The 23610-nt window shown below is 73.5% G+C and carries 23 protein-coding genes and 1 riboswitch; of the genes, 19 read left to right on the plus strand and 4 right to left on the minus strand.

What is annotated here, in order from left to right; genetic code table 11:
* Window positions 1–114 precede the first annotated feature (114 nt).
* The 14 genes from ACQ9ZG_RS32025 to ACQ9ZG_RS32090 all read left to right on the plus strand — a co-directional run bounded on the left by ACQ9ZG_RS32025 (window position 115) and on the right by ACQ9ZG_RS32090 (window position 12519).
* Complete coding sequence (locus ACQ9ZG_RS32025) at window positions 115–1092, plus strand: NADPH:quinone oxidoreductase family protein (RefSeq protein WP_499281510.1); 978 nt, start codon at window positions 115–117, stop codon at window positions 1090–1092.
* Complete coding sequence (locus ACQ9ZG_RS32030) at window positions 1089–2279, plus strand: acyl-CoA dehydrogenase family protein (RefSeq protein WP_084990439.1); 1191 nt, start codon at window positions 1089–1091, stop codon at window positions 2277–2279. The genes ACQ9ZG_RS32025 and ACQ9ZG_RS32030 overlap by 4 nt, the downstream gene beginning before the upstream one ends.
* Entirely contained in the window at window positions 2276–3391 is a 1116-nt protein-coding gene (locus tag ACQ9ZG_RS32035) for an acyl-CoA dehydrogenase family protein (RefSeq protein ID WP_499281511.1), read from the plus strand. The genes ACQ9ZG_RS32030 and ACQ9ZG_RS32035 overlap by 4 nt, the downstream gene beginning before the upstream one ends.
* 134 nt (window positions 3392–3525) lie before the next feature.
* On the plus strand, window positions 3526–4041 hold the full coding sequence (locus tag ACQ9ZG_RS32040) for a hypothetical protein (protein ID WP_109915417.1): 516 nt from the start codon (window positions 3526–3528) through the stop codon (window positions 4039–4041).
* 156 nt (window positions 4042–4197) lie between these two features.
* On the plus strand, window positions 4198–5814 hold the full coding sequence (locus ACQ9ZG_RS32045; RefSeq protein WP_109915416.1) for an ABC transporter substrate-binding protein: 1617 nt from the start codon (window positions 4198–4200) through the stop codon (window positions 5812–5814).
* A 23-nt stretch (window positions 5815–5837) separates the two neighbouring features.
* On the plus strand, window positions 5838–6803 hold the full coding sequence (locus tag ACQ9ZG_RS32050; RefSeq protein WP_026237446.1) for an ABC transporter permease: 966 nt from the start codon (window positions 5838–5840) through the stop codon (window positions 6801–6803).
* The gene (locus ACQ9ZG_RS32055) at window positions 6796–7656 is read left to right on the plus strand and encodes an ABC transporter permease (protein ID WP_109915415.1); all 861 of its coding nucleotides are present in this window, start codon (window positions 6796–6798) and stop codon (window positions 7654–7656) included. The genes ACQ9ZG_RS32050 and ACQ9ZG_RS32055 overlap by 8 nt, the downstream gene beginning before the upstream one ends.
* The gene (locus tag ACQ9ZG_RS32060) at window positions 7653–8654 is read left to right on the plus strand and encodes an ABC transporter ATP-binding protein (protein WP_109915414.1); all 1002 of its coding nucleotides are present in this window, start codon (window positions 7653–7655) and stop codon (window positions 8652–8654) included. Before ACQ9ZG_RS32055 ends, ACQ9ZG_RS32060 begins: the two co-directional genes overlap by 4 nt.
* Window positions 8647–9321 (plus strand): ABC transporter ATP-binding protein, encoded by a 675-nt coding sequence (locus ACQ9ZG_RS32065; RefSeq protein ID WP_109915413.1) that lies wholly within the window; start codon window positions 8647–8649, stop codon window positions 9319–9321. The genes ACQ9ZG_RS32060 and ACQ9ZG_RS32065 overlap by 8 nt, the downstream gene beginning before the upstream one ends.
* Before the next feature lie 50 nt (window positions 9322–9371).
* Window positions 9372–9611: a hypothetical protein gene (locus tag ACQ9ZG_RS32070; RefSeq protein ID WP_109915412.1), complete on the plus strand. Its 240-nt coding sequence runs from the start codon at window positions 9372–9374 to the stop codon at window positions 9609–9611.
* A gap of 233 nt (window positions 9612–9844) precedes the next feature.
* The gene (locus ACQ9ZG_RS32075; protein WP_499281656.1) at window positions 9845–10735 is read left to right on the plus strand and encodes a phosphatidylinositol-specific phospholipase C/glycerophosphodiester phosphodiesterase family protein; all 891 of its coding nucleotides are present in this window, start codon (window positions 9845–9847) and stop codon (window positions 10733–10735) included.
* A gap of 117 nt (window positions 10736–10852) precedes the next feature.
* The gene (locus ACQ9ZG_RS32080) at window positions 10853–11047 is read left to right on the plus strand and encodes a hypothetical protein (protein WP_018487623.1); all 195 of its coding nucleotides are present in this window, start codon (window positions 10853–10855) and stop codon (window positions 11045–11047) included.
* A 128-nt stretch (window positions 11048–11175) separates the two neighbouring features.
* A complete protein-coding gene (locus ACQ9ZG_RS32085; RefSeq protein WP_028417881.1) occupies window positions 11176–11919 on the plus strand; it encodes a hypothetical protein in 744 nt (247 codons plus the stop codon).
* A gap of 207 nt (window positions 11920–12126) precedes the next feature.
* Window positions 12127–12519 carry a hypothetical protein gene (locus ACQ9ZG_RS32090; RefSeq protein ID WP_028417880.1) on the plus strand — a complete coding sequence of 131 codons (393 nt, stop codon included), beginning with the start codon at window positions 12127–12129 and terminating at the stop codon, window positions 12517–12519.
* Window positions 12520–12609: 90 nt separating this feature from the next.
* Here ACQ9ZG_RS32090 and ACQ9ZG_RS32095 read toward each other — a convergent pair whose 3' ends face one another.
* The gene (locus ACQ9ZG_RS32095; protein ID WP_028417879.1) at window positions 12610–12792 is read right to left on the minus strand and encodes a DUF6480 family protein; all 183 of its coding nucleotides are present in this window, start codon (window positions 12790–12792) and stop codon (window positions 12610–12612) included.
* 137 nt (window positions 12793–12929) lie between these two features.
* On the opposite strand from ACQ9ZG_RS32095, the gene ACQ9ZG_RS32100 reads away from it, so the two are divergent.
* Window positions 12930–14141 (plus strand): FUSC family protein, encoded by a 1212-nt coding sequence (locus ACQ9ZG_RS32100; protein ID WP_028417878.1) that lies wholly within the window; start codon window positions 12930–12932, stop codon window positions 14139–14141.
* Window positions 14142–14343: 202 nt separating this feature from the next.
* The gene (locus ACQ9ZG_RS32105; RefSeq protein WP_019761307.1) at window positions 14344–14535 is read left to right on the plus strand and encodes a DUF6381 family protein; all 192 of its coding nucleotides are present in this window, start codon (window positions 14344–14346) and stop codon (window positions 14533–14535) included.
* Between the two features lie 15 nt (window positions 14536–14550).
* Here the strand turns inward: ACQ9ZG_RS32105 and ACQ9ZG_RS32110 are convergent, their stop codons facing one another.
* Complete coding sequence (locus ACQ9ZG_RS32110; RefSeq protein ID WP_109917187.1) at window positions 14551–15558, minus strand: PHP domain-containing protein; 1008 nt, start codon at window positions 15556–15558, stop codon at window positions 14551–14553.
* Between the two features lie 114 nt (window positions 15559–15672).
* Window positions 15673–16986 (minus strand): helix-turn-helix domain-containing protein, encoded by a 1314-nt coding sequence (locus tag ACQ9ZG_RS32115; protein WP_499281512.1) that lies wholly within the window; start codon window positions 16984–16986, stop codon window positions 15673–15675.
* A gap of 207 nt (window positions 16987–17193) precedes the next feature.
* Here ACQ9ZG_RS32115 and ACQ9ZG_RS32120 point away from each other — a divergent pair, with 207 nt between their 5' ends.
* Window positions 17194–17826: a hypothetical protein gene (locus ACQ9ZG_RS32120; protein WP_499281513.1), complete on the plus strand. Its 633-nt coding sequence runs from the start codon at window positions 17194–17196 to the stop codon at window positions 17824–17826.
* Between the two features lie 97 nt (window positions 17827–17923).
* Entirely contained in the window at window positions 17924–20536 is a 2613-nt protein-coding gene (locus tag ACQ9ZG_RS32125; RefSeq protein WP_499281514.1) for a SpoIIE family protein phosphatase, read from the plus strand.
* 54 nt (window positions 20537–20590) lie between these two features.
* On the opposite strand, the gene ACQ9ZG_RS32130 is transcribed toward ACQ9ZG_RS32125, so the two are convergent.
* On the minus strand, window positions 20591–21952 hold the full coding sequence (locus ACQ9ZG_RS32130; protein ID WP_499281515.1) for an FAD-dependent oxidoreductase: 1362 nt from the start codon (window positions 21950–21952) through the stop codon (window positions 20591–20593).
* Window positions 21953–22452: 500 nt separating this feature from the next.
* A riboswitch (cyclic di-AMP (ydaO/yuaA leader) is annotated at window positions 22453–22613 on the plus strand.
* Window positions 22614–22616: 3 nt separating this feature from the next.
* On the opposite strand from ACQ9ZG_RS32130, the gene ACQ9ZG_RS32135 reads away from it, so the two are divergent.
* Window positions 22617–23456, plus strand: a complete 840-nt coding sequence (locus ACQ9ZG_RS32135) for a transglycosylase SLT domain-containing protein (protein ID WP_499281516.1) — start codon at window positions 22617–22619, stop codon at window positions 23454–23456.
* The last annotated feature ends 154 nt before the right edge of the window (window positions 23457–23610 follow it).

The following is a 23610-nucleotide window of genomic DNA, read 5'->3' on the forward strand; positions in this document are numbered from 1 at the left end:
GAGGCCTCCCGTCGGCCGGGCAGGGGTGTTCCCAGGGAGGCAAGCGACCGCTTAGTATGCCCAGCGGCAGCGGTGGCTGCCGACAAGCGCCGACAGTGTTGTGGAGGCCCCCTCATGCAGGCATGGCGAGTGCACCGGAACGGCGAGCCGGGCGAGGTGATGAGCCTGGAGGAGACGGACCGGCCCACCCCCGGTGACGGGCAGGCGCTCGTCCGGGTGGACGCGGCGAACGTCAACTTCCCCGACGCCCTGCTCTGCCGGGGCCAGTACCAGGTGCGGCCCCCGCTGCCGTTCACCCCGGGCGTCGAGGTGTGCGGCACCACGGAGGACGGCCGACGCGTCCTCGCCACCCCCGCCCTGCCGTACGGCGGCTTCGCCGAGTACGTCGTCGCGGACGAGGCGGCCCTGCTGCCCGCGCCCGACGCGCTGGACGACGCCGAGGCGGCCGCGCTCCACATCGGCTACCAGACCGGCTGGTTCGGCCTCCACCGCCGCGCCCGCCTGCAGCCCGGCGAGACCCTGCTCGTCCACGCGGCGGCCGGCGGGGTCGGCAGCGCGGCCGTCCAGCTCGGCAAGGCGGCGGGCGCCACCGTCATCGGGGTCGCCGGCGGACCGGAGAAGGCGGCCGTCGCCCGCGAGCTGGGCTGCGACCTGGTCATCGACCGCCGCAGCGAGGACATCGTGGCCGCCGTCAAGGAGGCCACCGGCGGGCGCGGCGCCGACGTCGTCTACGACCCGGTCGGCGGCGACGCCTACGCCAAGTCCGTCAAGTGCGTCGCCTTCGAGGGCCGGGTCCTCGTCGTCGGCTTCGCCAGTGGCAGCATCCCGGCCCCCGCGCTCAACCACGCCCTGGTGAAGAACTACTCGATCGTCGGGCTCCACTGGGGCCTCTACAACACCCACGACCCGGCCGCCATCCGCGCCTGCCACGACGAGCTGACGAAGCTGGCCGCGCAGGGCATCGTGAAGCCGCTGGTCAGTGAGCGTGTCCCGATGGCCGGAGCCGCCGACGCCGTGCAGCGCGTCGCGGACGGCACCAGCACCGGCCGGATCGTCGTCCTGCCCGCAGGAGTGGCCGGAGGCGCCCGATGAGCCCCGCCGTCGACGCCGCCGAACTCCGCCGCCGCACCCGCGCACTGCTCGCCGCGCACCCGCCCGCCACCACCGACCGCACCGACTTCCTCAAGGCCCGGTTCGACGCGGGCCTCGCCTGGGTCCACTACCCGGTGGGCCTCGGCGGGCTCGACGCGCCCCGCTCCCTCCAGCAGGCGGTCGACGCCGAACTCGCCGCCGCCGACGCCCCCGACAACGACCCGCGCCGCATCGGCATCGGCCTGGGCATGGCCGCCCCCACGATCCTCGGCTTCGGCACCGACGAGCAGAAGCGGCGCTTCCTGCGCCCCCTGTGGGTGGGGGAGGAGGTCTGGTGCCAGCTCTTCAGCGAGCCCGGCGCCGGCTCCGACCTCGCCGCCCTCGCCACCCGGGCGGTCCGCGACGGCGACGACTGGGTGGTGGACGGGCAGAAGGTCTGGACGTCCAGCGCCCACGCGGCCCGCTGGGCGATCCTCATCGCCCGCACCGACCCCGACCTCCCCAAGCACCGGGGCATCAGCTACTTCATCTGCGACATGACCGACCCCGGCGTCGACGTGCGGCCGCTGCGCCAGATCACCGGCGAGGCCGAGTTCAACGAGGTCTTCCTCTCCGGCGTCCGCATCCCCGACGGCCACCGGCTCGGCCCGGTCGGTGAGGGCTGGAAGGTCGCCCAGACCACGCTGATGAACGAGCGCGTCTCCATTGGCGGCTCCCGCATCCCCCGCGAGGGCGGCATGATCGGCCCGGTCTCGCAGACCTGGCGTGACCGTCCCGACCTGCGCACCCACGACACCCACCAGCGCCTGCTCACCCTGTGGGTGGAGGCCGAGGTGGCCCGGCTCACCGGGGAGCGGCTGCGCCAGCAGCTCGTCGCCGGACAGCCCGGCCCCGAGGGCTCGGGCATGAAGCTCGCCTTCGCCCGCCTCAACCAGCAGATCAGCGGCCTGGAGGTCGAACTGCTGGGTGACGAAGGGCTGCTGTACGGCGACTGGACCATGGTCCGGCCGGAGCTGGTCGACTTCACCGGCCGGGACGCGGGCTACCGCTACCTCCGCTCCAAGGGCAACTCCATCGAGGGCGGCACCAGCGAGGTCCTGCTGAACATCGTGGCCGAGCGCGTCCTCGGGCTGCCCGCCGAACCCCGTAACGACAAGGACGTCGCCTGGAAGGACCTGAGCCGATGACCGCGCCCGCCCAGCCCACCGCCCCCGATCTGCTCTACTCCCAGGACGAGGAGGACCTGCGCTCCGCCGTCCGCGCCCTCCTCGCCGACCGGGCCGACGCGCCCACGGTGATCGCGGCGACCGAGGCGGACACACCGTACGACCCCCGCCTCTGGGAGGCCCTCGCCACCGGCATCGGCGCCGCCGGGCTCCTGGTCCCCGAGCGGCTCGGCGGCCAGGGAGCGTCCCACCGGGAGGCCGCCGTGGTCCTGGAGGAGCTGGGCCGCAGCGTCGCCCCGGCCCCGTATCTGACCAGCTCCGTCGTGGCCACCGAGACCCTGCTCGCCCTCGCCGGGGGCGGAGGACCGGCCGACGCCCTCCTGGGCGAGCTGGCCTCCGGGGCCCGTACGGCCGTCCTCGCCGTCCCCTTCGCCACCCCGCCCGCGGGCCCGGCGGCCACCCTCGCCACGCTCGACGGCACGGTCCGGGGGATCGCGGACGCGGCCGTGGCCGATGTGCTGCTGGTCCCGACCGCCGAAGGGCTGTACGCGGTCCAGGCCACGGCCTCCGGAGCGGCGGTGGAACCCCTCGTACCGCTCGACCTCACCCGGCCCCTGGCCACCCTCACCCTCTCCGGGGCGACCGGCACCCCGCTGGCCCCGCCGGAGGCCGGTGCCGCCGCCGTACGGCGCGGGCTGCTCGCCGGGGCCGGACTGCTCGCCTCCGAGCAGCTCGGGATCGCCGAGTGGTGTCTCACCGAGACCGTCCGGTACACCCGCGAACGGCACCAGTTCAACCGGCCCGTGGGCTCGTTCCAGGCGCTCAAGCACCGGATGGCACAGCTCTGGCTGGAGGTCGTCTCGGCCCGCGCCGCCGCCCGCAACGCCGCCGATGCCCTCGCCACCGGCAGCCCCGACGCCCCGCTCGCGGTCGCGGTGGCACAGGCGTACTGCTCGGGTGTCGCGGTCCACGCGGCCGAGGAGTGCGTCCAGCTCCACGGCGGGATCGGCATGACCTGGGAGCACCCGGCACACCTGTATCTGAAGCGCGCCAAGGCGGACTCCATCGCCTTCGGCTCCGCGGGCGGTCACCGTGAGGCCGTCGCGGAGCTGGTGGAGCTGCCCGCCCCGTAACGCGCGACCGCCGTCGGACACGCTCGTCCGATCCGGTGGTGTACGCCCGGGAGGCGACCCGTTCCGCCCGGGTGCGCGTTGGTCCGTGGGGCGCGCGTGCGCTCCGGCGGACACGACCGGCAAGGGTGTGAGTGATGGCGACCATGGATCGCAGGAGCGTTCTGCAGCTGACTTCGGCGGCGGCCGTCGCCGGGGGACTGGTCGTCGGGGCGGGCGGGGCCGCCCACGCGGCGCGCCGGGCGGCCCGCCGGATCGTCCTGACCGGCAGGCGCACGGGCGCGAACATCCCGGATCTCCTCACGGTCGGCGTCCCGTACTTCGTCCGGTACGACCTGTCGGACGAACAGGGCGTCAGCGTCGGCACCGAGAGCGCGCACTGCCTGCCGGTCGTCGTCGGGCTGGACGGCTCGTCCGTCCTGGCCACGCTGGTCCTGAGCCTCGACGACGGCCTGATCACGGCGGCCACGGCCTTCCAGCGGCCGCTTCCCGCCGTGACCGAGACCCCGGTGAACGCCCGGCCGTGGTCCCACGTCTTCGCGATCACCGGGGGGACGGAGGCCTATGTCGGCGCGGCCGGTTCGATCACGATCGAGCACCTGACGAGGGACGAGAACCTGCTCACCGTCGACCTGGCCGACACCTCGCTGTAGCCGGGCGAGGCCCGCCTCCGAACGGACCTCCCCTGCCGACCGGCCCTGGTGCACCCGTCTCGTCTGTCGAGGCGGGGTGTACCAGGGCCTTTTACATCCTGTTTAATTGCATGCTGTTCGCAAAAACAGTCGATCTTGAACAGGGATGTGCAGAGTATGACGGCCCGAGCGATACGCGGGGCGGTCGCCGCCACGCTGGTGACCGCACTGTCCCTGACCGCGGCAGCCTGCTCCAACCCGGACAGCCCCAAGAGCGGCTCCGGGACCGCGACCACCTCGGCCGTGGTCGGCATCGCCTACGAGCCCGACAGCCTGAGCCCCCTGCTCGGCTACGGCAAGGACGGCAACTCGAAGATCTTCGACGGGCTGCTCGCGCTGGACGCCGACATGAAGCTCCAGCCGGCCCTGGCGGTCGCCCTCCCCGAGGTCAGTGCCGACGGGCTGACGTACACGTACAAGCTGCGCCAGGGCGTGAAGTTCAGCGACGGCAAGCCGTTCGGCGCCAAGGACGTCGTCTTCACCTACCGGACCATCCTGGACGCCAAGACCAACAACCCCTCCCGCACCGAGCTGGACGCCGTCAAGGACGTCACCGCGAAGGGCGAGGACACCGTCGTCTTCACGCTCAAGTACCCTTACGCGCCCTTCGCCCAGCGCACCGTCCTGCCCATCGCACCCGAGCACATCGCGGGCGAGCAGGACGTCAACACCGGCGCCTTCACCACCCGGCCCGTCGGCACCGGACCGTACGTCCTCACCAACTGGTCCAAGGGCGAGAAGCTCAGCTTCACCGCCAACCCCCACTACTGGGGCGGCGAACCCGAGGTGAAGAAGTTCACCATGGCGATCATCAAGGACGACGACGTGCGCGCCACCCGGCTGCGCTCCGGCGACCTCGACGGCGCGATCCTGCCGCCCAACCTCGCCAAGGGCTTCGCGAACGACAAGGGCAGGAAGACCTACGCGGCCGACAGCTACGACTACCGTACGGTGACGCTCCCCACCAACAACAAGGTCGCGGGCGACACCGCCGTGCGCCGCGCCCTCGATGTCGCCGTCGACCGCCAGACCATGGTCGACGCCATCCTCAACGGCAGCGGCAAGCCCGCCTACGGGCCGGTCCCCACCGACAGCGAGTGGTTCACCCGGGGCACCGAGCGCACCCACGACCTCGCCGCCGCGAAGAAGATCCTGGACGAGGCGGGCTGGAAGCCCGGCAAGGACGGCATCCGGGTCAAGGACGGCGTCCGCGCCACCTTCCCGCTCTGGTACCTCAGCGGCGACAAGCTCCGCCAGGAGCACGCCCTCGCCTACGCCTCCGACGCCAAGAAGGCGGGCATCGACATCCGCACCGAGGCCGGGACCTGGGAGGTCATCGAGCCCCGGATGAAGCACGACGCCGTGCTCGCGGGCGGCGGCTCCCCGGCCGACCCGGACTTCGACCAGTACACCCTGCTGAAGTCCTCCCTCGCGGGCGACGGCTTCAACAACATGGCCTGGTACGACAACAAGGCCGTCGACGCCGCGATCGAGGCCGGCCGCAGGAGCGGGGACAAGGCCGAGCGCAAGAAGGCGTACGACACCGTCCAGCGCGAGCTGGTGAAGAACCCGGGCTACACCTTCCTCACCCACATCGACCACCTCTACGTCGTCGACGACCGTTTCGGCCCCCTCACCACCCAGGTCGAGCCGCACGACCACGGGCTGGCCTCCGGCCCCTGGTGGAACGTCGAGAAGTGGAAGACCGAGAACACCGGAGACACGGAGAAGTGAAGCCCCGCCTCCCCTGGGGGCCGATGGCACGGATGACGGGACGGCGGGCCCTGTTCGCCGTCCCGGTCCTACTCACCGTCACCTTCGGCGTCTTCGCCGTCGCGGCCGCGTCCCCCTTCGACCAGGTCAAGGCGTACGCGGGCACCGCGGGCCTCACCGCCTCGCAGGAGAACCTGGACCAGCTCCGGGCCAACCTCGGTGTGGACCAGCCGCTCGTCGCCCGCTGGTGGAACTGGCTGACCTCGGCCCTCCAGGGCGACCTGGGGGACTCCAGCGTGATGCGCCAGCCGGTGGCCGATGTGATCGTCGAGCGCATGGGCTGGTCCGCCCTGCTCGCCACCACCGCCTTCGTCATCGCCATCCTCCTCGGCACCGCGCTCGGCGTCCTCGCCGCCCGCAGGCCCGGCGGCTGGCTCGACCGGGCCGTCAGCTCCGCCGCGTACACCCTGGAGGCCGCCCCCGCCTTCTGGCTCGGCCTCCTCGCCATCTGGCTCTTCGCCCTGAAGCTGGGCGTCCTCCCGGCCGGCGGGCTCACCGACGCGGGCAGCGACGTGGTCACCTTCGGCCAGGTCGCCTCGCACCTGGTGCTGCCCGCGGCCGTCCTCGGCATCTCCCAGCTGCCCTGGTTCTTCCTGTACGTGCGCCAGGGGGTCACCGACGCCCTCGCGGAAGACCCCGTGCGCGGGGCGCGCGCCCGCGGACTGAGCGAGCGCACGGTGCTCCTCGGCCACGGCCTGCGCTCCGGGATGCTCCCGATGCTCACCCTGATCGGCTCCCGCGTCCCCGAACTCATCACCGGGGCACTCCTCATCGAGACCGTCTTCAGCTGGCCCGGCATCGCCGCCGCCACCGTGGAGGCCGCCACCTCGGTGGACTTCTCCCTGCTGGCCGCGCTCACGGTCCTCGCCACCGCCGCCGTCCTGCTCGGCAACCTCCTCTCCGACCTGCTCTACGGGCTCGCCGACCCCCGGGTGGCCTTCGATGGCTGAGACCGCGCTCGCCCCACCACCGGGCCGCACCACCCGGCGCGTCCGGGTGGTCACCTCCGTGGCCATCGTCGTCGCCGTCGCGCTCGCCGTGCTGATCGTGCCGCCGCTGGCCCAGCTCGACGAGCAGGCCGTCGACCTCTCCAACAAGCTCCGCCCGCCGTCCTGGGCCCACCCGTTCGGCACCGACGACGTCGGCCGAGACCTGCTGCTGCGCTGTGTCTACGGGCTCCGCGTCTCGCTGCTCGTCGGCCTGGTCGCCGCCCTCACCGCCACCGTCGTCGGCACGGCCATCGGCGCGCTCGCCGGGGCGTTCGGCGGCTGGCCGGACCGGATCGTGATGCGGGTCGTCGACACCCTCTCCTCCATCCCGCACCTGCTGCTCGGCATCTTCATCGTCGCCATGTTCCGGCCCGGCGTCTGGCCGGTGATCATCTCGGTGGCCCTCACCCACTGGATCTCCACCGCCCGGATCGTCCGCTCCGAGGTGCTCTCGCTGCGCTCGCGCCCCTTCATCGACGCGGCCGTCTCCGGCGGCGCGTCCCGGGGCCGGGTCATCGTCCGCCATCTGCTGCCCGGGGTGCTCCCGCAGGCCGGGCTCGCGGCGGTCCTCATGGTCCCGCACGCCATGTGGCACGAGTCCGCGCTCTCCTTCCTCGGCCTCGGCCTCCCGGCCCACCAGGCCAGCCTGGGCAACCTCGTCCAGTCCGCGCGCGGTTCGCTGCTCGCGGGGGACTGGTGGCCGACGCTCTTCCCCGGTCTCTTCCTGATCATCCCGACCCTCGCCCTGGCGGGGCTGGCCGGAGCCTGGCGGGACCGGATCAACCCGCGCCGGAAATCGGAGCTGATGCTGTGACCGCCGACCACACCCCGGCTCCCGCCGTCCTCGATGTCCGGGACCTCTCCGTACGCTTCCGGATGCGCGGCGGCCGGGACATCGCGGCCGTCACCGACGCCCGGTTCTCCGTCGCGCCGGGGGAGTGCCTGGCCCTCGTCGGGGAGAGCGGCTGCGGCAAGTCCGTCCTCGCCTCCGCCCTGCTCGGCCTGCTCCCGGCCAACGCGCGGACCACCGGCAGCGCCGTGCTCGGCGGGGAGACCGACCTGCTGACTGCGGGGGAGCGGACGCTGGCCCGTACGGTACGGGGGCGGCGCATCGGCCTCGTACCGCAGAGCCCCGCCGCCCACCTCACGCCCGTGCGCACCGTCCGCGCCCAGCTGGAGGAGACCCTCCGCGAGCTGACCGGGGTGCGGGGGGCCGCGGCCGTACGGGAGGCGGCGGAGAAGGCCGCCGCCCGGGCCTCGTTCCCGGCCGGCCACCTGGACCGCTACCCGCACGAACTCTCCGGCGGTCTCGCCCAGCGCGCGGCCACCGCCCTCGCCCTGATCGGGGACGCCCCTCTGCTTCTCGCGGACGAACCCACCACGGGCCTGGACCGGGACCTCGTCGAGCGGACCGTGGACGAGCTGCGCCGCCACACCGACGAGGGCAGGGCGCTGCTGATCATCACCCACGACCTGGCGGCGGCCGAGCGGATCGCGGACCGGGTCGCGGTGATGTACGCGGGCCGGATCGTGGAGATCGCCGACGCCGGGCCGTTCTTCGGCAGGCCCGGCCCCCGCCACCCGTACGCCAAGGGGCTGCTGGACGCCCTGCCCGAACGGGAGTTCACGCCGGTCCCCGGCATGCCGCCCGAACTCGGCGCGCTCCCCGACGGCTGCGCCTTCGCCGCCCGGTGCGCCTGCGCGGACGCCCGCTGCACCGCCGAACGCCCGGCCTTCGAGGACCGGCTCGCCTGCCACCACGGGCTGACCGGCCGCACCCACTCCCTCGTGAAGGAGGCCGCCGATGCTTGAGCTGACCGGCATCACCGCCGGGTACGACCGCCGCGACCCCGTCGTCCGCGACGTCTCCCTGAGCGTCGGCCACGGCGAGGCGGTCGGACTCCTCGGCCCCAGCGGCTGCGGCAAGTCGACCCTGGCCAGGGTCGCCGCACTGCTGCACCGCCCCGATGCCGGGACCATGACCCTGGACGGCACGGTCGTACGAGGCTGGCGCCACCGCGCCCCGCAGGAGCGGCGCACCACCGTGGGCGTCGTCTTCCAGCAGCCCCGGCTCTCCGCCGACCCCCGCCTCAGCCTCCGCGAACTCATCGCCCAGCCGCTGCGCGCCACCGGCCGCCGCCGCGAGGTCCCCGAGCGGGTGGCGGAGCTGTCCTCCCTGGTCGGCCTCTCCGCCGAACTGCTGGAGCGCCGCCCGCACGCGGTGAGCGATGGCCAGCTCCAGCGCGCCTGCCTGGCCCGGGCGCTGGTCCTGCGGCCGAAGCTGCTGATCTGCGACGAGATGACCGCGATGCTCGACGCCTCGACGACCGCCGCCCTGGTCGCGGTGGTGGAGGCCTACCGGGCGGAGTCCGGCGCCGCGCTGCTGGCCGTGGGCCACGACCGGGTCCTCCTGGAGCGCTGGTGCGACCGGACGGTCCGGTGGGGCGAGCGGAGCGTGGAGAGGATGCCGGTGGGGTGACGGGACGAGGCCGAACCGGAACCTCCCCGTCCCATGATCGTTGACCGGCCATGAAGAAGATCATGATCGCGGCCCTGCCCGTCCTCGCCCTGTCCCTCGCCGCTCCCGTGGCCCACGCCGACAACGACTCCAACTTCGGGGGCGGTGTGAACGCGGCGAACAACTGGAACTTCACGGCCGCCGCCGTATGCCTCCAGGAGGTCGCCGTGGTGCCGGTCATGGGCGACTACGTCTCCGACCACGTGAACAACTGCTCCAACGGCAACGTCATCGACCACTCCGGCCGCTGAGACCGAGCGGTCCCCGATCCGGCACAGGTCGCGGGCCCGGCCGCCATGGGTGGCCGGGCCCGCGACATGAAGAACGTGCGACGTGATCGACGCGGGCGAGGCCATCGCGCCAACACTTGGCAGGTACCTGACTTTTTCAGGGTGTCCGGCCCCATACTCGTCGCGTCCGGCCCGCCCCGGGCCCTCCGCCCGGCCGACCGCCCCAGGGAGCCCCCATGGCAGCCCCGTCAGCCCTGCCCGCCCCGACCCGCCGCCGCGCCCTCACGGTCACGCTCGCCACCGCCGCCGCGGTCGTCGCCACCCCCGCCGGAGTCGCCGCCGCGTCCCCGGCCCCCGCGACCCGGCCGCACCCGCGCCCGCGGCCCCTGCGCCACGCCCACGCGCACAACGACTACCTCCACCCCCGTCCCCTCCACGACGCCCTCGCGCACGGGTTCACCAGCGTCGAGGCGGACGTCTTCCTCGTCGACGGTGAGCTGCTCGTCGCCCACGAGCCCGCCGGACTCGACCCGCGCCGCACACTCGCCGCGCTCTACCTCGAACCGTTGCGCGCCCTGGTCCGCGCCGGCCACGGCAGCGTGTACCCGCACCATCGCGCACCCGTCCAACTCCTCATCGACATCAAGGCCGACGGCGTCGCCGCCTACCGGGAACTCGACCGGCAGCTCACCCGCCACGGCTCCCTCTTCACCCGCTACCACCACGGCCGCGTCCGCCCCGGAGCCGTCACCGCCGTCATCTCCGGCGACCGCGCCGCCCGCGTGCCGATGGAGGCCCAGCGCACCCGCCTCGCGTTCTACGACGGCCGCCTCGACGACCTCGGCACGCCCGCCCCCGCCTCCTTCGCCCCCCTCATCAGCGCCAACTGGACCCAGACCTTCGGCTGGTCCGGCGTCGGGCCCTTCCCCCGGGCCGAGCGCGACCGGCTCCGCGCGCTCGTCGCCACCGCCCACCACGAGGGCCGCCGCATCCGCTTCTGGGCCACCCCCGACCTGCCGGGACCCGCCCGGGAGGCCGTCTGGAGCGAACTCCTGGCCGCCGGGGCCGACCACCTCAACACCGACGACCTGGCCGGACTCGAACGCTTCCTGCGCGCCCGTGCGGGGGCGCCCCGGATCCCGTAACACCGCAGGGCCGGGAAGTACCCGTTCGGCGGACACGCCAGTGCGCCGAACGGCCGCCCCGCTGCGCCACACTGGCGGCCGAATGCCGCAAATCAGGCGCGGCGGAGGAGGTTGGCCGTGGTCATTTCGATCTCACTGGTGCTGCTGCTGACGATCCTGGCGGTGATCTTCCTCCGCAACGGCGGGCTGAAGCTCTCGCACGCGATCGTCTGCGCCCTCCTGGGCTTCCTGCTGGCCAGTACGAGCATGGCGCCCACCATCCACGACGGGATCGGCGCCACCGCCAACCTGGTCAGCGGCCTGCACCCCTGACGACCGCCCCCGGGCCCGTGGCTCCGGAGGACCCCGCTCCGCGGGCGTACCCCCGGGCTGTCGGGCCCGGGGGTACGCGCCTCCCGAGGACGTCCGCACGGCGCCCGGCGATCGAGCACAATGGGCGGATGTCCTTCCCGTCCCCCGGCCGGCACTCGGGCGCCGCCCACCACGAGCACTGCAACACCGTCCTCTGCTGCCGCTGCCAGATGCGCGTCTGGACCACCCAGGCGGGCAACGAGCGGCTCTGCGGGCCGTGCGCCGCCTGCTGCCAGGCGTGCGGCCGGGCCCCCGCGCCCCATCTGGACGGGCTCGACGGCGGGATCTGCGCCGAGTGCCGCGGGCTCTGCGGGCGCTGCAACGCCCCCAGGCGGCCCGACGGCAGCTGCGGCTGCGACCGCTGGCGGGAGAGCGCCAAGAGCAACCCGCGCGGCTATGTCCTCCAAGCCCTGCCGCACCAGCTCGTCCAGGCTCTCGGCGGCCGGATCCCGAGCACCGTCCACGAGCTGATCCACCAGGAGCTGGAGCGCAAGCGCACCGCCGGTCTCCTGCGCGAGCGCATCGAACGCCGCTGGAACCTGCGCTGGTCCCACGCCCTCAACGAGCGCGACGAGGACGGCCGCCGCCGCTGGAGCGCCCAGGAGATCGCCGAGCAGCTGCTGATGCCCGGCTCCTGCCCCGACCCGGAGTGCGAGGACGGCTACCTCACCACAACCGACGCCCCGTGCACCCGCTGCCGCCGGCCGCTGCACCGGTTCGTGACCTCGGTCGCGGGCCACACCGCCGACCCGGACCACGCCCGTGCGGCGGCGGCCCGGATCCGCCGGGCGATGGTGGAGAACCGCGGCCACCGGAAGCCCCCGACCCGCTGAACGGACCCGTCCCGGCACATCCGTGCGTCTCCGCGGTGCGGCTCACGGTGTGTCGCGGCGGTGCCGTCCGCGCCGACGGACGGCCCTGCGGCAGCGGCTGAGGCACCGTGCGGGAGCGCGCGTCCCGAGCGGCCCCCGCCGCCGTACGCGACACCTGCCCAGGCCACGAGTGTGCTGATCGGACGTGGTCACCGGCCCGTACGCCCTATGCTCGCGGCCATGGAGCAACGGGAAGTCGTGAAGCGCGTGATCGGCATCCTCACGGAGGCGCGCGAAATGCAGCGCCTGCTGGAGGCGGACGTCGAACGGGATGACCTGGACGCGGGAGCGGGCGCCGTCACCGCCCTGCTGAACGAGACGATGCCCCACATCGCCATCCCCGACGACTTCTCCGTCGAGGAGGTGGTGACCGTGGTCGGGCGGGAGGTGGGCGGCGCGGTCGAGCAACTGGTGAGCGCCTTCACCCTCGCCTTCACGATGCTGGCGCAGGTGCACGACTCCGGGCAGACGGACGTCTCCTCGGCCGACGTCCTCCAGGACCTGGCATTGCGCGTGGAGGCCGGCGGCCCCGAGGACGAGGACGGCGGTCCGGCGCTCTGACGGTCCGTGGGACAGGGGCGCGGGCCGTCGGCCCGCACTCCGCCCCGGGCGCGGCGACGGTCCGGCGCGCCGGGGGAGCCCGCCGGTCGCTCATACCAGCCCGAAGACCCGTCCGACGAAGAACCCGGCGACCAGCAGCGCACCGAGCACGATGAGGCCCATCCAGACGGCCGGGTGCTCCCAGACACCGCCGTCGGGGCGCTCCTCATGGGCTTCGCCGATCGAGCCCTCGGCGGGGGGCGTCTCTCCTGGGGGATTCAGCGGAACAGCCATGACTCCAGCCTCTCTCCGTCCGCGCTCCGGCGCACGCCGTACCGGCCCGGCCGCCGCCCCGCCACCGGTACGGGGCCGTACGGAGGCACCCCGTCCGCAGAACGCTGACCGCGGCGAAAACGGGGCACCGTCAAGGGATGCCCGCAGTTTCCGCACCCGCACCCGTCGTCAAACTCGTGCAGCGCACCACCGAACCGGCGGGCGTGCAGACGCTGCGCTCGACCGCGGCCGCCGTCATCGCCTACTCCGTGGCCGTCTGGGCCCTGCCGGAACCGGCCCCGCTCACCGCACCCCTCACCGCGCTCCTGGTCGTCCAGGTCACCCTCTACGCGACCCTCACCACCGGCATCCGCCGCGTGAACTCCGTCGTCGTGGGCGTCCTCATCGCCATCGCCTTCAGCTCCCTGGTGGGGCTCAGCTGGTGGAGCCTCGGGCTGACCATCTTCACCTCGCTGCTGATCGGGCGGCTGGTGCGGGTCAACGAGTTCGTCCCCGAGGTGGCGATCAGCGCGATGCTCGTGCTCGGCGTCTCCCAGGTCGCGGACACCGCCTGGGACCGGGTCTGGGAGACGCTCATCGGGGCGGTGGTGGGGCTGCTGTTCAACCTGGTCTTCGCCCCGCCCGTCTGGGTCGGGCCGGCGGGCGCCTCGATCGCCTCGCTGGCGGGCCGGATGGGCACCATGCTCCGCAGCATGGGCGAGGAGGTGACGGGCAACAACCCCGTCCCGCAGGCTGCGGCCCGGCTGCACGAGGCCCGCAGGCTGGACCACGACATCGTCGAGGTCGACGCCTCGCTCCGCCAGGCGGAGGAGAGTCTCACCCTCAACCCGAGGGTGAGACAAGGGCTGCTCAACCGGGTGGTCCTGCGCACCGGACTCGACACTCTGGAGATCTGCGCGGTCGTGCTGCGCGTCCTCTCCCGCACCCTCACCGACCTGGCGAAGGCCCGCACCGAGGAGACGCTCTTCCCGGAGGATGTGGCGGAGCTGCTGAAGGAGCTGTTCGGCCGGCTCGCGGACGCCATCGAGGCCTTCGCCGTACTCGTCACCACCCCGCTCGCCACCGACGGCGAGGCGGCGGAGGACCGGCTCGCCGAGGCGCTCGCCCGCAGCCGCGCCACCCGTGACCGGGTGGCCGACCTGCTCCTGGAGGACGTCCAGGAGCACCCGCGCCAGTGGCAGCTGCACGGGGCCCTGCTCGCGGAGATCGACCGGGTGCTGGACGAACTCGACATCGACGAGCGGACGAAGCGGCTCGGCGAGGAACTGGACCGGCGCTCGTCCGAGGCGCACGCACGCCACCCCCGGGTACGCGCACTGGTACGGCGGCTGAGCCGGACCGGGACGTGACCCGTTCCAAGGAGGTGGCCTGTCCCGGGCGGTGACCTGTCCCGGGCGGTGACCCGTTCCCGGCGGGATCCGTTCCGGAAGGGGCGCGCGGGATGCGGAAGGCCCCGGTCGCTGGTTCGCTGAGGACAGCGGTCCCCGCTGATCGAGCGAGCACGGGACGCCTGTCAAGGACCGATGTGGCCCGAGAATCCGAGGAGTGGTGATGAGCGGTTCCGACGAACCCGCCGACCTGGCGCGGCAGATGCGTGAGAAGGCCCAGCAGCTCGCGGAGGCCGCGGAACGCGCGAGCGACCCGCAGGAACGCGAGCGGCTGGAGAAGAAGTCCCGGTCCATGCGGGACCGGAGCGAGCAGCAGAGCGGCATGGCCGCCGGAGACATCTATCCGCAGAAGTGACGGGCGTGGGCGCGCTCAGGCCGCCCACGCCAGCAGCCGTTCGACCGGCCAGGTGGTCACCACCCGGTCCGCCGGTACGCCGCACTCCTCGGCCCGCGCGCAGCCGTAGGGCTGCCAGTCCAGCTGGCCGGGGGCGTGCGCGTCCGTGTCGATCGAGACGAGGGCGCCCGCCTCGACCGCCTTGCGCAGCAGGCGGCGGGGCGGGTCCAGCCGCTCCGGCCGGCAGTTGATCTCCACCGCCGTTCCCGCCTCGGCGCACGCGGCGAAGACCCGGTCGGCGTCGAACCGTGACTCGGGCCTGCCGCGCCCGGACAGGAGCCGGCCCGTGCAGTGGCCGAGGATGTTCGCCCAAGGGTTGCGCACGGCCGCCTCCAGGCGGCGCGTCATCGGGGCCGGGTCCATCCGCAGCCTGGAGTGGACGGAGACCACCACCACGTCCAGCCGCTCCAGCAGCCCGGGCTCCTGGTCCAGTGAACCGTCGGGCAGGATGTCGCACTCGATCCCGGTCAGCAGCCGGAACGGCGCCCACTCCTCGTTGAGCCGCTCCACCACCTCCAGCTGCTCCCGCAGCCGCTCGGGCGAGAGCCCGTTGGCCACCGTCAGCCGGGGCGAATGGTCCGTGAGCACCGCCCACTCGTGCCCCAGCTCCGCAGCCGCGAGCCCCATCTCCACGATCGGGCTGCCCCCGTCGGACCAGCCCGAGTGGAGGTGGCAGTCGCCCCGCAGCCGGGCGAGCAGCTCCCGGCCCGCCTCCGGCACCGGATCGGCGGCGGCCGCCTCCTCCAGCCGCTCCAGATAGCCGGGCACCTCGCCCGCCCGGGCCTCCCGGATCACCCCGGCCGTACGCGGACCGATCCCGGGGAGCCGCTCCAGCGTCCCGGCGGCCACCCGCTCGGCCGCCTCGCCGGGCTCCATCGCGGCCACGACCTCGGCGGCCGTGCGGAAGGCCTTCACCCGGTACGTGGCGGCCTGCGAGCGCTCCAGCAGGAACGCGATCCGCCGGAGAGCGGTGACGGGGTCCATCGGCACCTCCACAGGGAGCGTCGGCCGCCCGGCAGGTTCCCCCGTCCGGGCCGCCTCCCCCCAGGATGGCCGCCCCGGACCCCGTACGGCCACCGCACCGGCCCCGACGTGCTGCTACGGGCCGACCACCCAGCGCCCGGCCCCGTGGTCGTAGTCGTGGACGGGCCGTCCCGGCGCCCCGCTCGTACGGAACGGGCGCCCGCCGTCGTCGATCCGCACCGTGCCCGACCGGCCCCCGCCGCTCCACCGCAGCTCCGCCACCCAGTCGCAGTCGCAGCGGGCGGCGCGCGCGGTGACGAGGAGGACCTCGGGGTCCGAGGACGAGACCCGGTACGGGAAGGAGACCGCCGGGATCGGTTCGCCCGTGTCGTTGCCCGGCACCGACCGGGCCACGGGCCGCTCCCTGTCGAGATCCACGTCGAACGTCCGCGGGGTGAGCGCCCCACCGCATCCGGAACTCATCCGGTGCACCCGCCCGTCGGCCGGCGCCCGCCGCCCGACCACCCGGATCCGCAGCGCCTCCAGCACCACCGCCCGCTCGTCCCGGCCCTGGAGGGTGATCCGCACCCCGGTCTCGCCCGCGTGCACCGCGCCGAGCGCCGACGCCCAGCCCTCCGCGTCGGCCTCGGCCGGGGGCGGCGGGACGGCGGCCGGGGGCCGGGCCACGAGGTAGGAGTGCCCGCAGCCGTACTTCCAGACGTGGTCGTCACTGGTCCAGGTGAACGGGGGAGCGGGCGGCGCCGACACGGCCGCCCGCCCCTCGGACCGCTCCGGCAGCGACCCGGTCGGGGCGAGCGCCAGCAGGGCCACCGCACCGCACACCGAGAGCGCCCGGCCCCAGCGGCGGGCGGAGGACGGCGCACCCGCTCCCGTGACCGGACCCGCAACCGTGACCGCAACCGTGACCGGACCCGCTCCCGGACCCGCTCCCGCAACCGTGACCGGACCCGCTCCCGCTCCCGTGACCGGACCCGCACCCGCTCCCGCTCCCGTGACCGGACCCGCACCCGCTCCCGTAACCGTGACCGGACCCGCTCCCCTGACCGGACCCCCGTCCGCTGAGGCACCGGTGCCCGGGGTCGGCCCCGCCACCGGTGACGCGTGGGCCCCGGGCCCGGTCCCCACGCCCGCCTCCGCCCCCGCCTCGATCCGCTCCACCCGTTCCGCGTCCGCCCGCAGCCACAGGCGGAGCAGGCTCTCCCGCTCCTCGGGTGTGCGGCCGCACAGCCGGGCCAGCCGCTCCACCGGGGCGAACTCCGCCGGTACGGTCTGCCCGGTGCAGTAGCGGTGGAGCGTCGAGGCGCTCACCCCGATCCGGCGGGCCAGCGACGCGTACGTCCGGCCGGAACCCTCCCGCAGCCCGTGCAGCCGCTCCGCCAGGGCCTCGCGCGCGCACTCCCCGCCCGGGCCCCGCTCCTCGTCCGACACCCGCCGGCCTCCTCCCGGCCTCCCCAGGCCGTCCCAGGGGCGTTCCACCCCCCTGGGAACACCCACGTCAGCGGGGGTGGGACGGTTCCGTGCCGACCGGAACCCGTGTCCTCCTTGCCGGTGCCCCGGCGCCCGCCCCAGTCTGTTGCCGTGCCGGTCGATCCGGCCGCCCGACCGACCGTGACCACCTGAACGGGGAGTTCCACCATGCGCACCACCCGTACGCTCCGCACCGCCCTCCTGACCGCCGCGGCCGCGGGGCTCGCCGCCACCGTGCTGCCCGCGGCGCCCGTCGCCGCGGCCCCCGCGGCACGGACCGCCCCCGCCGCTCCGGCGTTCCTCGCCGCCGCGCAGTGGCCCGCCTCCCACACCCCCTGGACCGCCGGTCCGGTACGGAAGGGGCTGCCCGAGGACGGCTCCTTCTGCACGGCCGGCACCACCCCCGCCGCGGGCACCCGCCACCGGGACTTCCGCACCGAGCTGGACACCGGAGCCCGCCAGACGATCACCGTCGCGCCCACCACCGCGAAGGCGAAGGCGCTCGCCGCCGAGCTGCGGACCGCGCTGGCGACCTGCCTGGAGCGGATGAAGGAGCAGGACCCGGGCATCGAGGGCGTCAGCAAGTACCACGGCCGGGTGAACGTGGAGGAGGGCGCGCACGTCTACAGCATCGACACCTCGTACCCGGAGGCCGGCTCCACCGACATCGGCCTCTACGCCGTCGGCCGGGACGGGCGCACGGTGACCGTCCTGGAGTGGGGACAGCTCGGTGACCTGGACACCGCCCCGCTGAAGGGGTTCAGGAAGACCACCGCCACCGCCGTCGCCAAGCTGCACTGAGGCGCGGGCGGCGGAACGGGGGCGGCGGACCGGCCGGAGGGGGTCCCGGCCGGTCCGCCGACGTGCCCGCCCCCTCGGCCTGGAGCATCCTGACTGTGTGACCCGGCACGATGCGACCCGGCCCACCCGCTCCCCCGGCAGCGGGGCCGAGGCCGGGGGAGACCACGGCGGCGGCCGAGTACCGGACGAGCTGTCCCTCGTACTCGCCCAGGGGGTCGTGAGCGCCGTCGAGTCCGCCGAGGGGTACGCGGGCGGCGTCTACCTCCGCTCCGGAACCCCCGGGCTGCTGCGCCTCGCCGTGCTGGCCGGGCTGCCGGGGCCGCTGTTCCGCCCCTGGTGGCGGATGCACGTGAACCGGCCGTTCCCCGTCTCCGAGGCCTACCGCACCGGGCGGCCCGTGCTGCTCGCCGACGCGGAGGAGGCCATGCGCCGCTTCCCGCAGCTGATGGCGGGGCTGCCGTTCCCCTTCGGCTCGCTCTGGGTCCCGGTCACCGGCCCGAACGGCAGCATGGGGGTGCTGGCCGTCCTGCGTACCGCCACCCCCGGCGAGGAGGTCGCCCCGGCCGTCGGGGAACGGCTGATGCGCCTGGGCCGCCGGCTGGGAGCCGCACTCGCGGACCTGGAGTCGCGGTCCTTCCCCGTCCTCTGGGAGGGCGAGCCGATCCCCGTCCAGCTGCCGGCCGCCCCGGCGCCGCCCGTGAGGGTCGGCAGCTTCGACTGGGACCTGTACTCCGGGGGCCTCACCGCCGACGACGACCTGTGCGCGATCTTCGGCACCGAACCGGAGGAGTTCCCCGGTACCGTCGACGCCCTCGCGGAACGCCTCGTACCGGAGGACGTGTACGGGCTCTGGGCACTGGCCCGGCAGGCGGTGGAATCCGCCGATCCGGTGGTGCGGCGGATGCGGCTGCGCGGGCCCGACGGCCGCTACCACCTGCTGGAGCTCTCCGGCCGGTGGACCCACCCGGACGGCGGGAGCACCGAGAGCCGTCTGACCGGCTTCGTGGTCGACTTCGGCGCCGGGCCCGTCATCGCGGAGGCGGCCGACCGGCTGCCCCGGGGCATCGTCTCGCTGGACCGGATCGGCCGTATCACCTACGCCAACGCGCTCGCGGAGGAGCTGCTCGACCGCCCCCGGGCGGAGCTGTTGGGCCATGTGGTGTGGGAGGTGCTGCCGTGGTTCGGGCATCCCGCGTACGAGGACCACTGCCGGGCGGCCCTGGTCGCCGACGAACCCGTCCACTTCCTCGCCCGCCGGGACCCCTCCGTCTGGCTCTCGGTCTCCCTCTACCCGGGCCAGGACGGGCTGAGCGCGGTCTTCCAGGCCACCGAGCAGCCCGCGTACACACCCGGCTCCGTCACCGCGCCCGGTCTGGGCATCGGCTCCACCGCCGACCGCTCCTCCGCGCTCTACCGCCCGGTCGCCCTGGCCATCGCGCTCACCGAGGCGGTCACGGCCCGTCAGGTCTCCGCCGTCGTGACCGAGGAGCTGCTGCCCGCGTTCGGCGGCCGGCAGCTGGCCATCTACCTCCTGAGCGAGCGTCACCTCCACCTCGCCTGGGAGACCGGCTTCCCCAAGGGCTTCCTCGACCGGTTCGACGGGGTCGGACTCGATGTCCCCATCCCGGGTGTGGAGACCCTGACCACCGGCCGCCCGATCTTCTTCGAGTCCATGCAGCGGCTGGCCGACGCCTACCCGGGGATCCCGATGGAGACCGATGTCGGGGCACGGGCGTTCCTGCCGCTGATCGCCTCGGGGCGGCCCGTCGGATCGTGCATCCTCGGCTTCGACCGGCCGCGCGGGTTCAGCCCGGAGGAGCGCACCGTTCTGACCGCCCTCGCCGGGCTGATCGCCCAGGCCCTGCAACGCGCGCAGCGGTACGACAGCGAGTCGGCACTCGCCCGCGGGCTCCAGGACGCCCTGCTCCCGCACCGGCTGCCGGAGGCGGAGGGGGTCGACACGCTCGGGCGCTATCTCTCCGGCACCCAGCACATGGAGGTGGGCGGCGACTGGTACGACGTCATCGAGACCGGCCACGAACTCGCCCTGGTCATCGGGGACGTCCAGGGACACGGTGTGTCGGCGGCCGCCACCATGGGACAACTGCGCAGTGCGGTACGGGCGTTCGCCCTGAGCAACCACGATCCGCAGGAGGTGGTGAGCGGCACCAACCGGCTGCTCATCGACCTGGACCCGGGACAGTTCGCCAGTTGCTGCTACATCGCGCTGGACCCGCTCACCGGACGCGCCCGTGCCGTGCGGGCGGGCCACCCGCAGCCGGTGCTGCGCCACGCCGACGGCCGGACCGAGGTGCTCGACCTGCCCGGCGGCATCGTGCTCGGCATCGACGGGCAGGCGACCTACCCGGTCACCGAGCTGACCCTCGCACCCGGCGCCATGCTGGCCCTCTTCACCGACGGGCTCATCGAGCGCCCCGGGACCGACATCGACGAGGGCATCGAACGGCTGCGCGCCACGATCGAGGGGGTCGGCTCCGCGCCGCTGGCCGAGACCGCGAACCGGGTGATCGGGGAGGCCCGGCAGGCCACGGACCGCCCCGACGACATCGCCCTGCTGCTGGCGGCCCGCTGGACGCACCCGCCGCGGAAGCCGCCGCCACCGGCTCCCGGAACCGCCCCGCCCGGCCTGTGGCGGACCTTCCGCGGGCCGGGTCCCGGCGGCGCGAGGAGCACCCCGGACCCGGCCTGACGGGCACCGGCCCCGTACAGGTCAGGTGCCCGTACGGGGCCGGTGCCGTGAGGATCACGCGCCCGAGGCGTCCAGCATGCCCTCGCGCTCCACGACCTTGATCCGCTCACGGCCCTGGGCCGCGCCGAGCGCCTGCTCGTGGGCGTCCAGCCGGTGCCAGCCCTCCCACGTCGTGTAGCGGACGTTCCGGCTCTCCAGGAAGGCCTCCACGGCCTCCGGGGCGGGCGTCGCCGGCTCGGGCAGCCGTCCGGCGGCGAGGTCCTCCAGGAGGCAGGCGACCGTCTCGTTGGCGTCGCCCTTGGTGTGGCCGATCAGACCGATCGGGCCGCGCTTGATCCAGCCGGTGACGTAGACCGAGGCCATGTGCTCGTCGCCGGAGACGACCCGGCCCGCCTCGTGCGGGACCGTGCCGGAGGCCACGTCGAAGGGGAGCTTGGGCAGTTCCTCCGAGTAGTAGCCGACGGCCCGGTAGACGCTCTGCATCTCCCAGTCGGTGAACCTGCCGGTGCCCCGGACGTTGCCGGTGCCGTCCAGCTCGGTGCGCTCGGTGCGCAGCGCGGTGACCTTGCCGTCCTCGCCGAGGATCTCGACCGGGGACTCGAAGAAGTGCAGGAAGAGCTTGTGCGGACGGTCGCCGGTATCGCGGATCGCCCAGTTCTCCAGGGTCTGCGCGACCATGTTGGCCTGCTTGTTCTCCCGCCGGGTGGCGATGGAGCCCTCGTCGTAGTCGATGTCCTCGGGGTTGACGATGACCTCGATGTTGGGGGAGTGGTCCAGCTCCCGCAGCTCCATCGGGCTGAACTTGGCCTGCGCCGGGCCACGCCGCCCGAACACATGCACCTCCAGCGCCTTGTTCGCCTTGAGGCCCTGGTACACGTTGTCCGGGATCTCGGTCGGCAGCAGCTCGTCCGCCGTCTTGGCCAGCACCCGGGCCACGTCCAGCGCCACGTTGCCGACGCCGAGGACGGCGACCTTCTCGGCGGTCAGCGGCCAGGTGCGCGGGACCTCGGGGTGGCCGTCGTACCAGGAGACGAACTCGGCCGCGCCGTAGGAGCCGTCCAGCCCGATGCCGGGGATGTCCAGCGCCCGGTCGGCCTCGGCGCCGGTGGAGAAGATCACCGCGTCGTAGAAGGAGCGCAGGTCGTCCAGGTCGATGTCGTTCGGGTAGCTGACGTTGCCGAAGAGACGGATCTGCGGCTTGTCCAGCACCTGGTGCAGCGCCTTGACGATGCCCTTGATCCGGGGGTGGTCGGGGGCCACTCCGTAGCGGATCAGGCCGAAGGGAGCGGGCATGCGCTCGAACAGGTCGATCGAGACACCCGGGTCCTGGCAGACCTCGGATTTGAGCAGCGCGTCCGCAGCGTAGATACCGGCGGGGCCGGCTCCGACAATGGCGACGCGGACGGGGCGTGTCATGGCGTGTTGATCCTTAAGGCGGGCGAACGCGGGCAGGTCAGGCAGGTCGGGCAGGTTACAGAGTACGCGGCAAGTAAGGGTGGGCTTACTAGTGTCCACCCCACACGGTAAGCCAAGGCCGCGTGAGGCTCCCGACCCACCCTACGGAACCGCCCGATAAGTCCGTTTCTTCGGGTCGTTATGGGTGATTTGGGTCTTTGATTACCGAATTCCATAAAAGGGCCATTGGGTGCCTTGGGTCGCTTTGGCCTTACCCGTTCCGGCCGCCTCCGCCCGGAGTGGTGAGCGTCACGTCCCGGGGGTGCGGACGCAGAAGCGGAGCGTTCGGTTCCCTTCTCCGTGAAGAGAGTTGACGCCGTGACGGAACCGGGCCGGCCGGGAATTCCGCTCATTCGATCTTGCGGAAAAAGAAGATCCGGAATTCGGGGCTTGTTCCGCCCGATGTTTTTCGCCTACGGTCACGGTCAATCCGGATGGAACGCCGAATCCTGCCGCCGTCCGGGAATCCGCAACCCACTCACGTACGGCAGGAGCGGGGGACCCAGGTAAGTCGCCGATCCGGTCTCCGGAGCGGCTAGGGGTGAAGTCGCACGTCCCGTGCGGCCAGACATCTCCCGTCTGAACCCGACAGCTCACCCCGTAGGCGCCGGAGAGGAAATTCCCCATGCCCGCACCGGGTAAGCACCGCCGTCCCAAGTCCGTCTCGCTGGGCCGTGGCATCGCCGCCGTGACCACGGGTGGAGCCGTTCTGGCCCTTCCCGTCCTCGGCGCCACCACCGCCTCCGCCGCCCCCGCTCCGTCCGTCGCGGAAAAGGCCGTAACATCCGTCTCCGTGACCGCCCAGGCGAATTCCGTGACGAAGGCCGCGCCCGCCAAGCATTCCGTGGTGTCCGGCGAATCGCTTTCCAAGATCGCCCGCGACTATTCCGTCAGCGGCGGCTGGAAGAAGCTCTACGAAGGCAACCGGAAGGTCATCGGGGAGAACCCGCACCTTATTCACCCGGGTATCACCCTCACCGTCGGCGCCAAGGCTGCCGCCCCGTCAGACGCCAAGGCCGGAAAGGCCGGCAAGTCGGCCCCGACCGCCGACCGCGCCGCCTCGGCCGAGCGTGCCGACCGCTCCGCGCGTGCCGCCGCCCCCGCCGCCCAGGCTGCCCCGGCCGCCGCCGCCCCGACCGCGTACACCAACGACCTCGACGGCTGGATCAAGGAGTCGCTGGCGGTCATGGCCCAGCACGGCATCCCCGGCAGCTACGAGGGCATCCACCGCAACATCATCCGCGAGTCCTCGGGCAACCCGAACGCGATCAACAACTGGGACTCCAACGCGGCCAAGGGCACCCCGTCCAAGGGGCTGCTCCAGGTCATCGACCCGACCTTCCGCGCCTACCACGTGCCCGGCACCTCGACCGACAGCTACGACCCGGTCGCCAACATCGTCGCCGCGTGCAACTACGCCGCGGACCGCTACGGCTCGATCGACAACGTCTTCGGCGCCTACTGATCACCGGGCGCACCCGGCGTACGACAGCCCGAGGGGCCCCGGACCGCACGGTCCGGGGCCCCTCTCGCGTGCCGGGAAGTTACCCCCAAGTTTCTCGTGACTTACCACGCGATCAGCAGTAGAACCTGTTGCATTCTGCCGAGAGTGAGGTAGG

Origin of the sequence: Streptomyces araujoniae (assembly GCF_050871195.1) — a bacterium.
GTDB classification, from domain to species: domain Bacteria; phylum Actinomycetota; class Actinomycetes; order Streptomycetales; family Streptomycetaceae; genus Streptomyces; species Streptomyces bacillaris.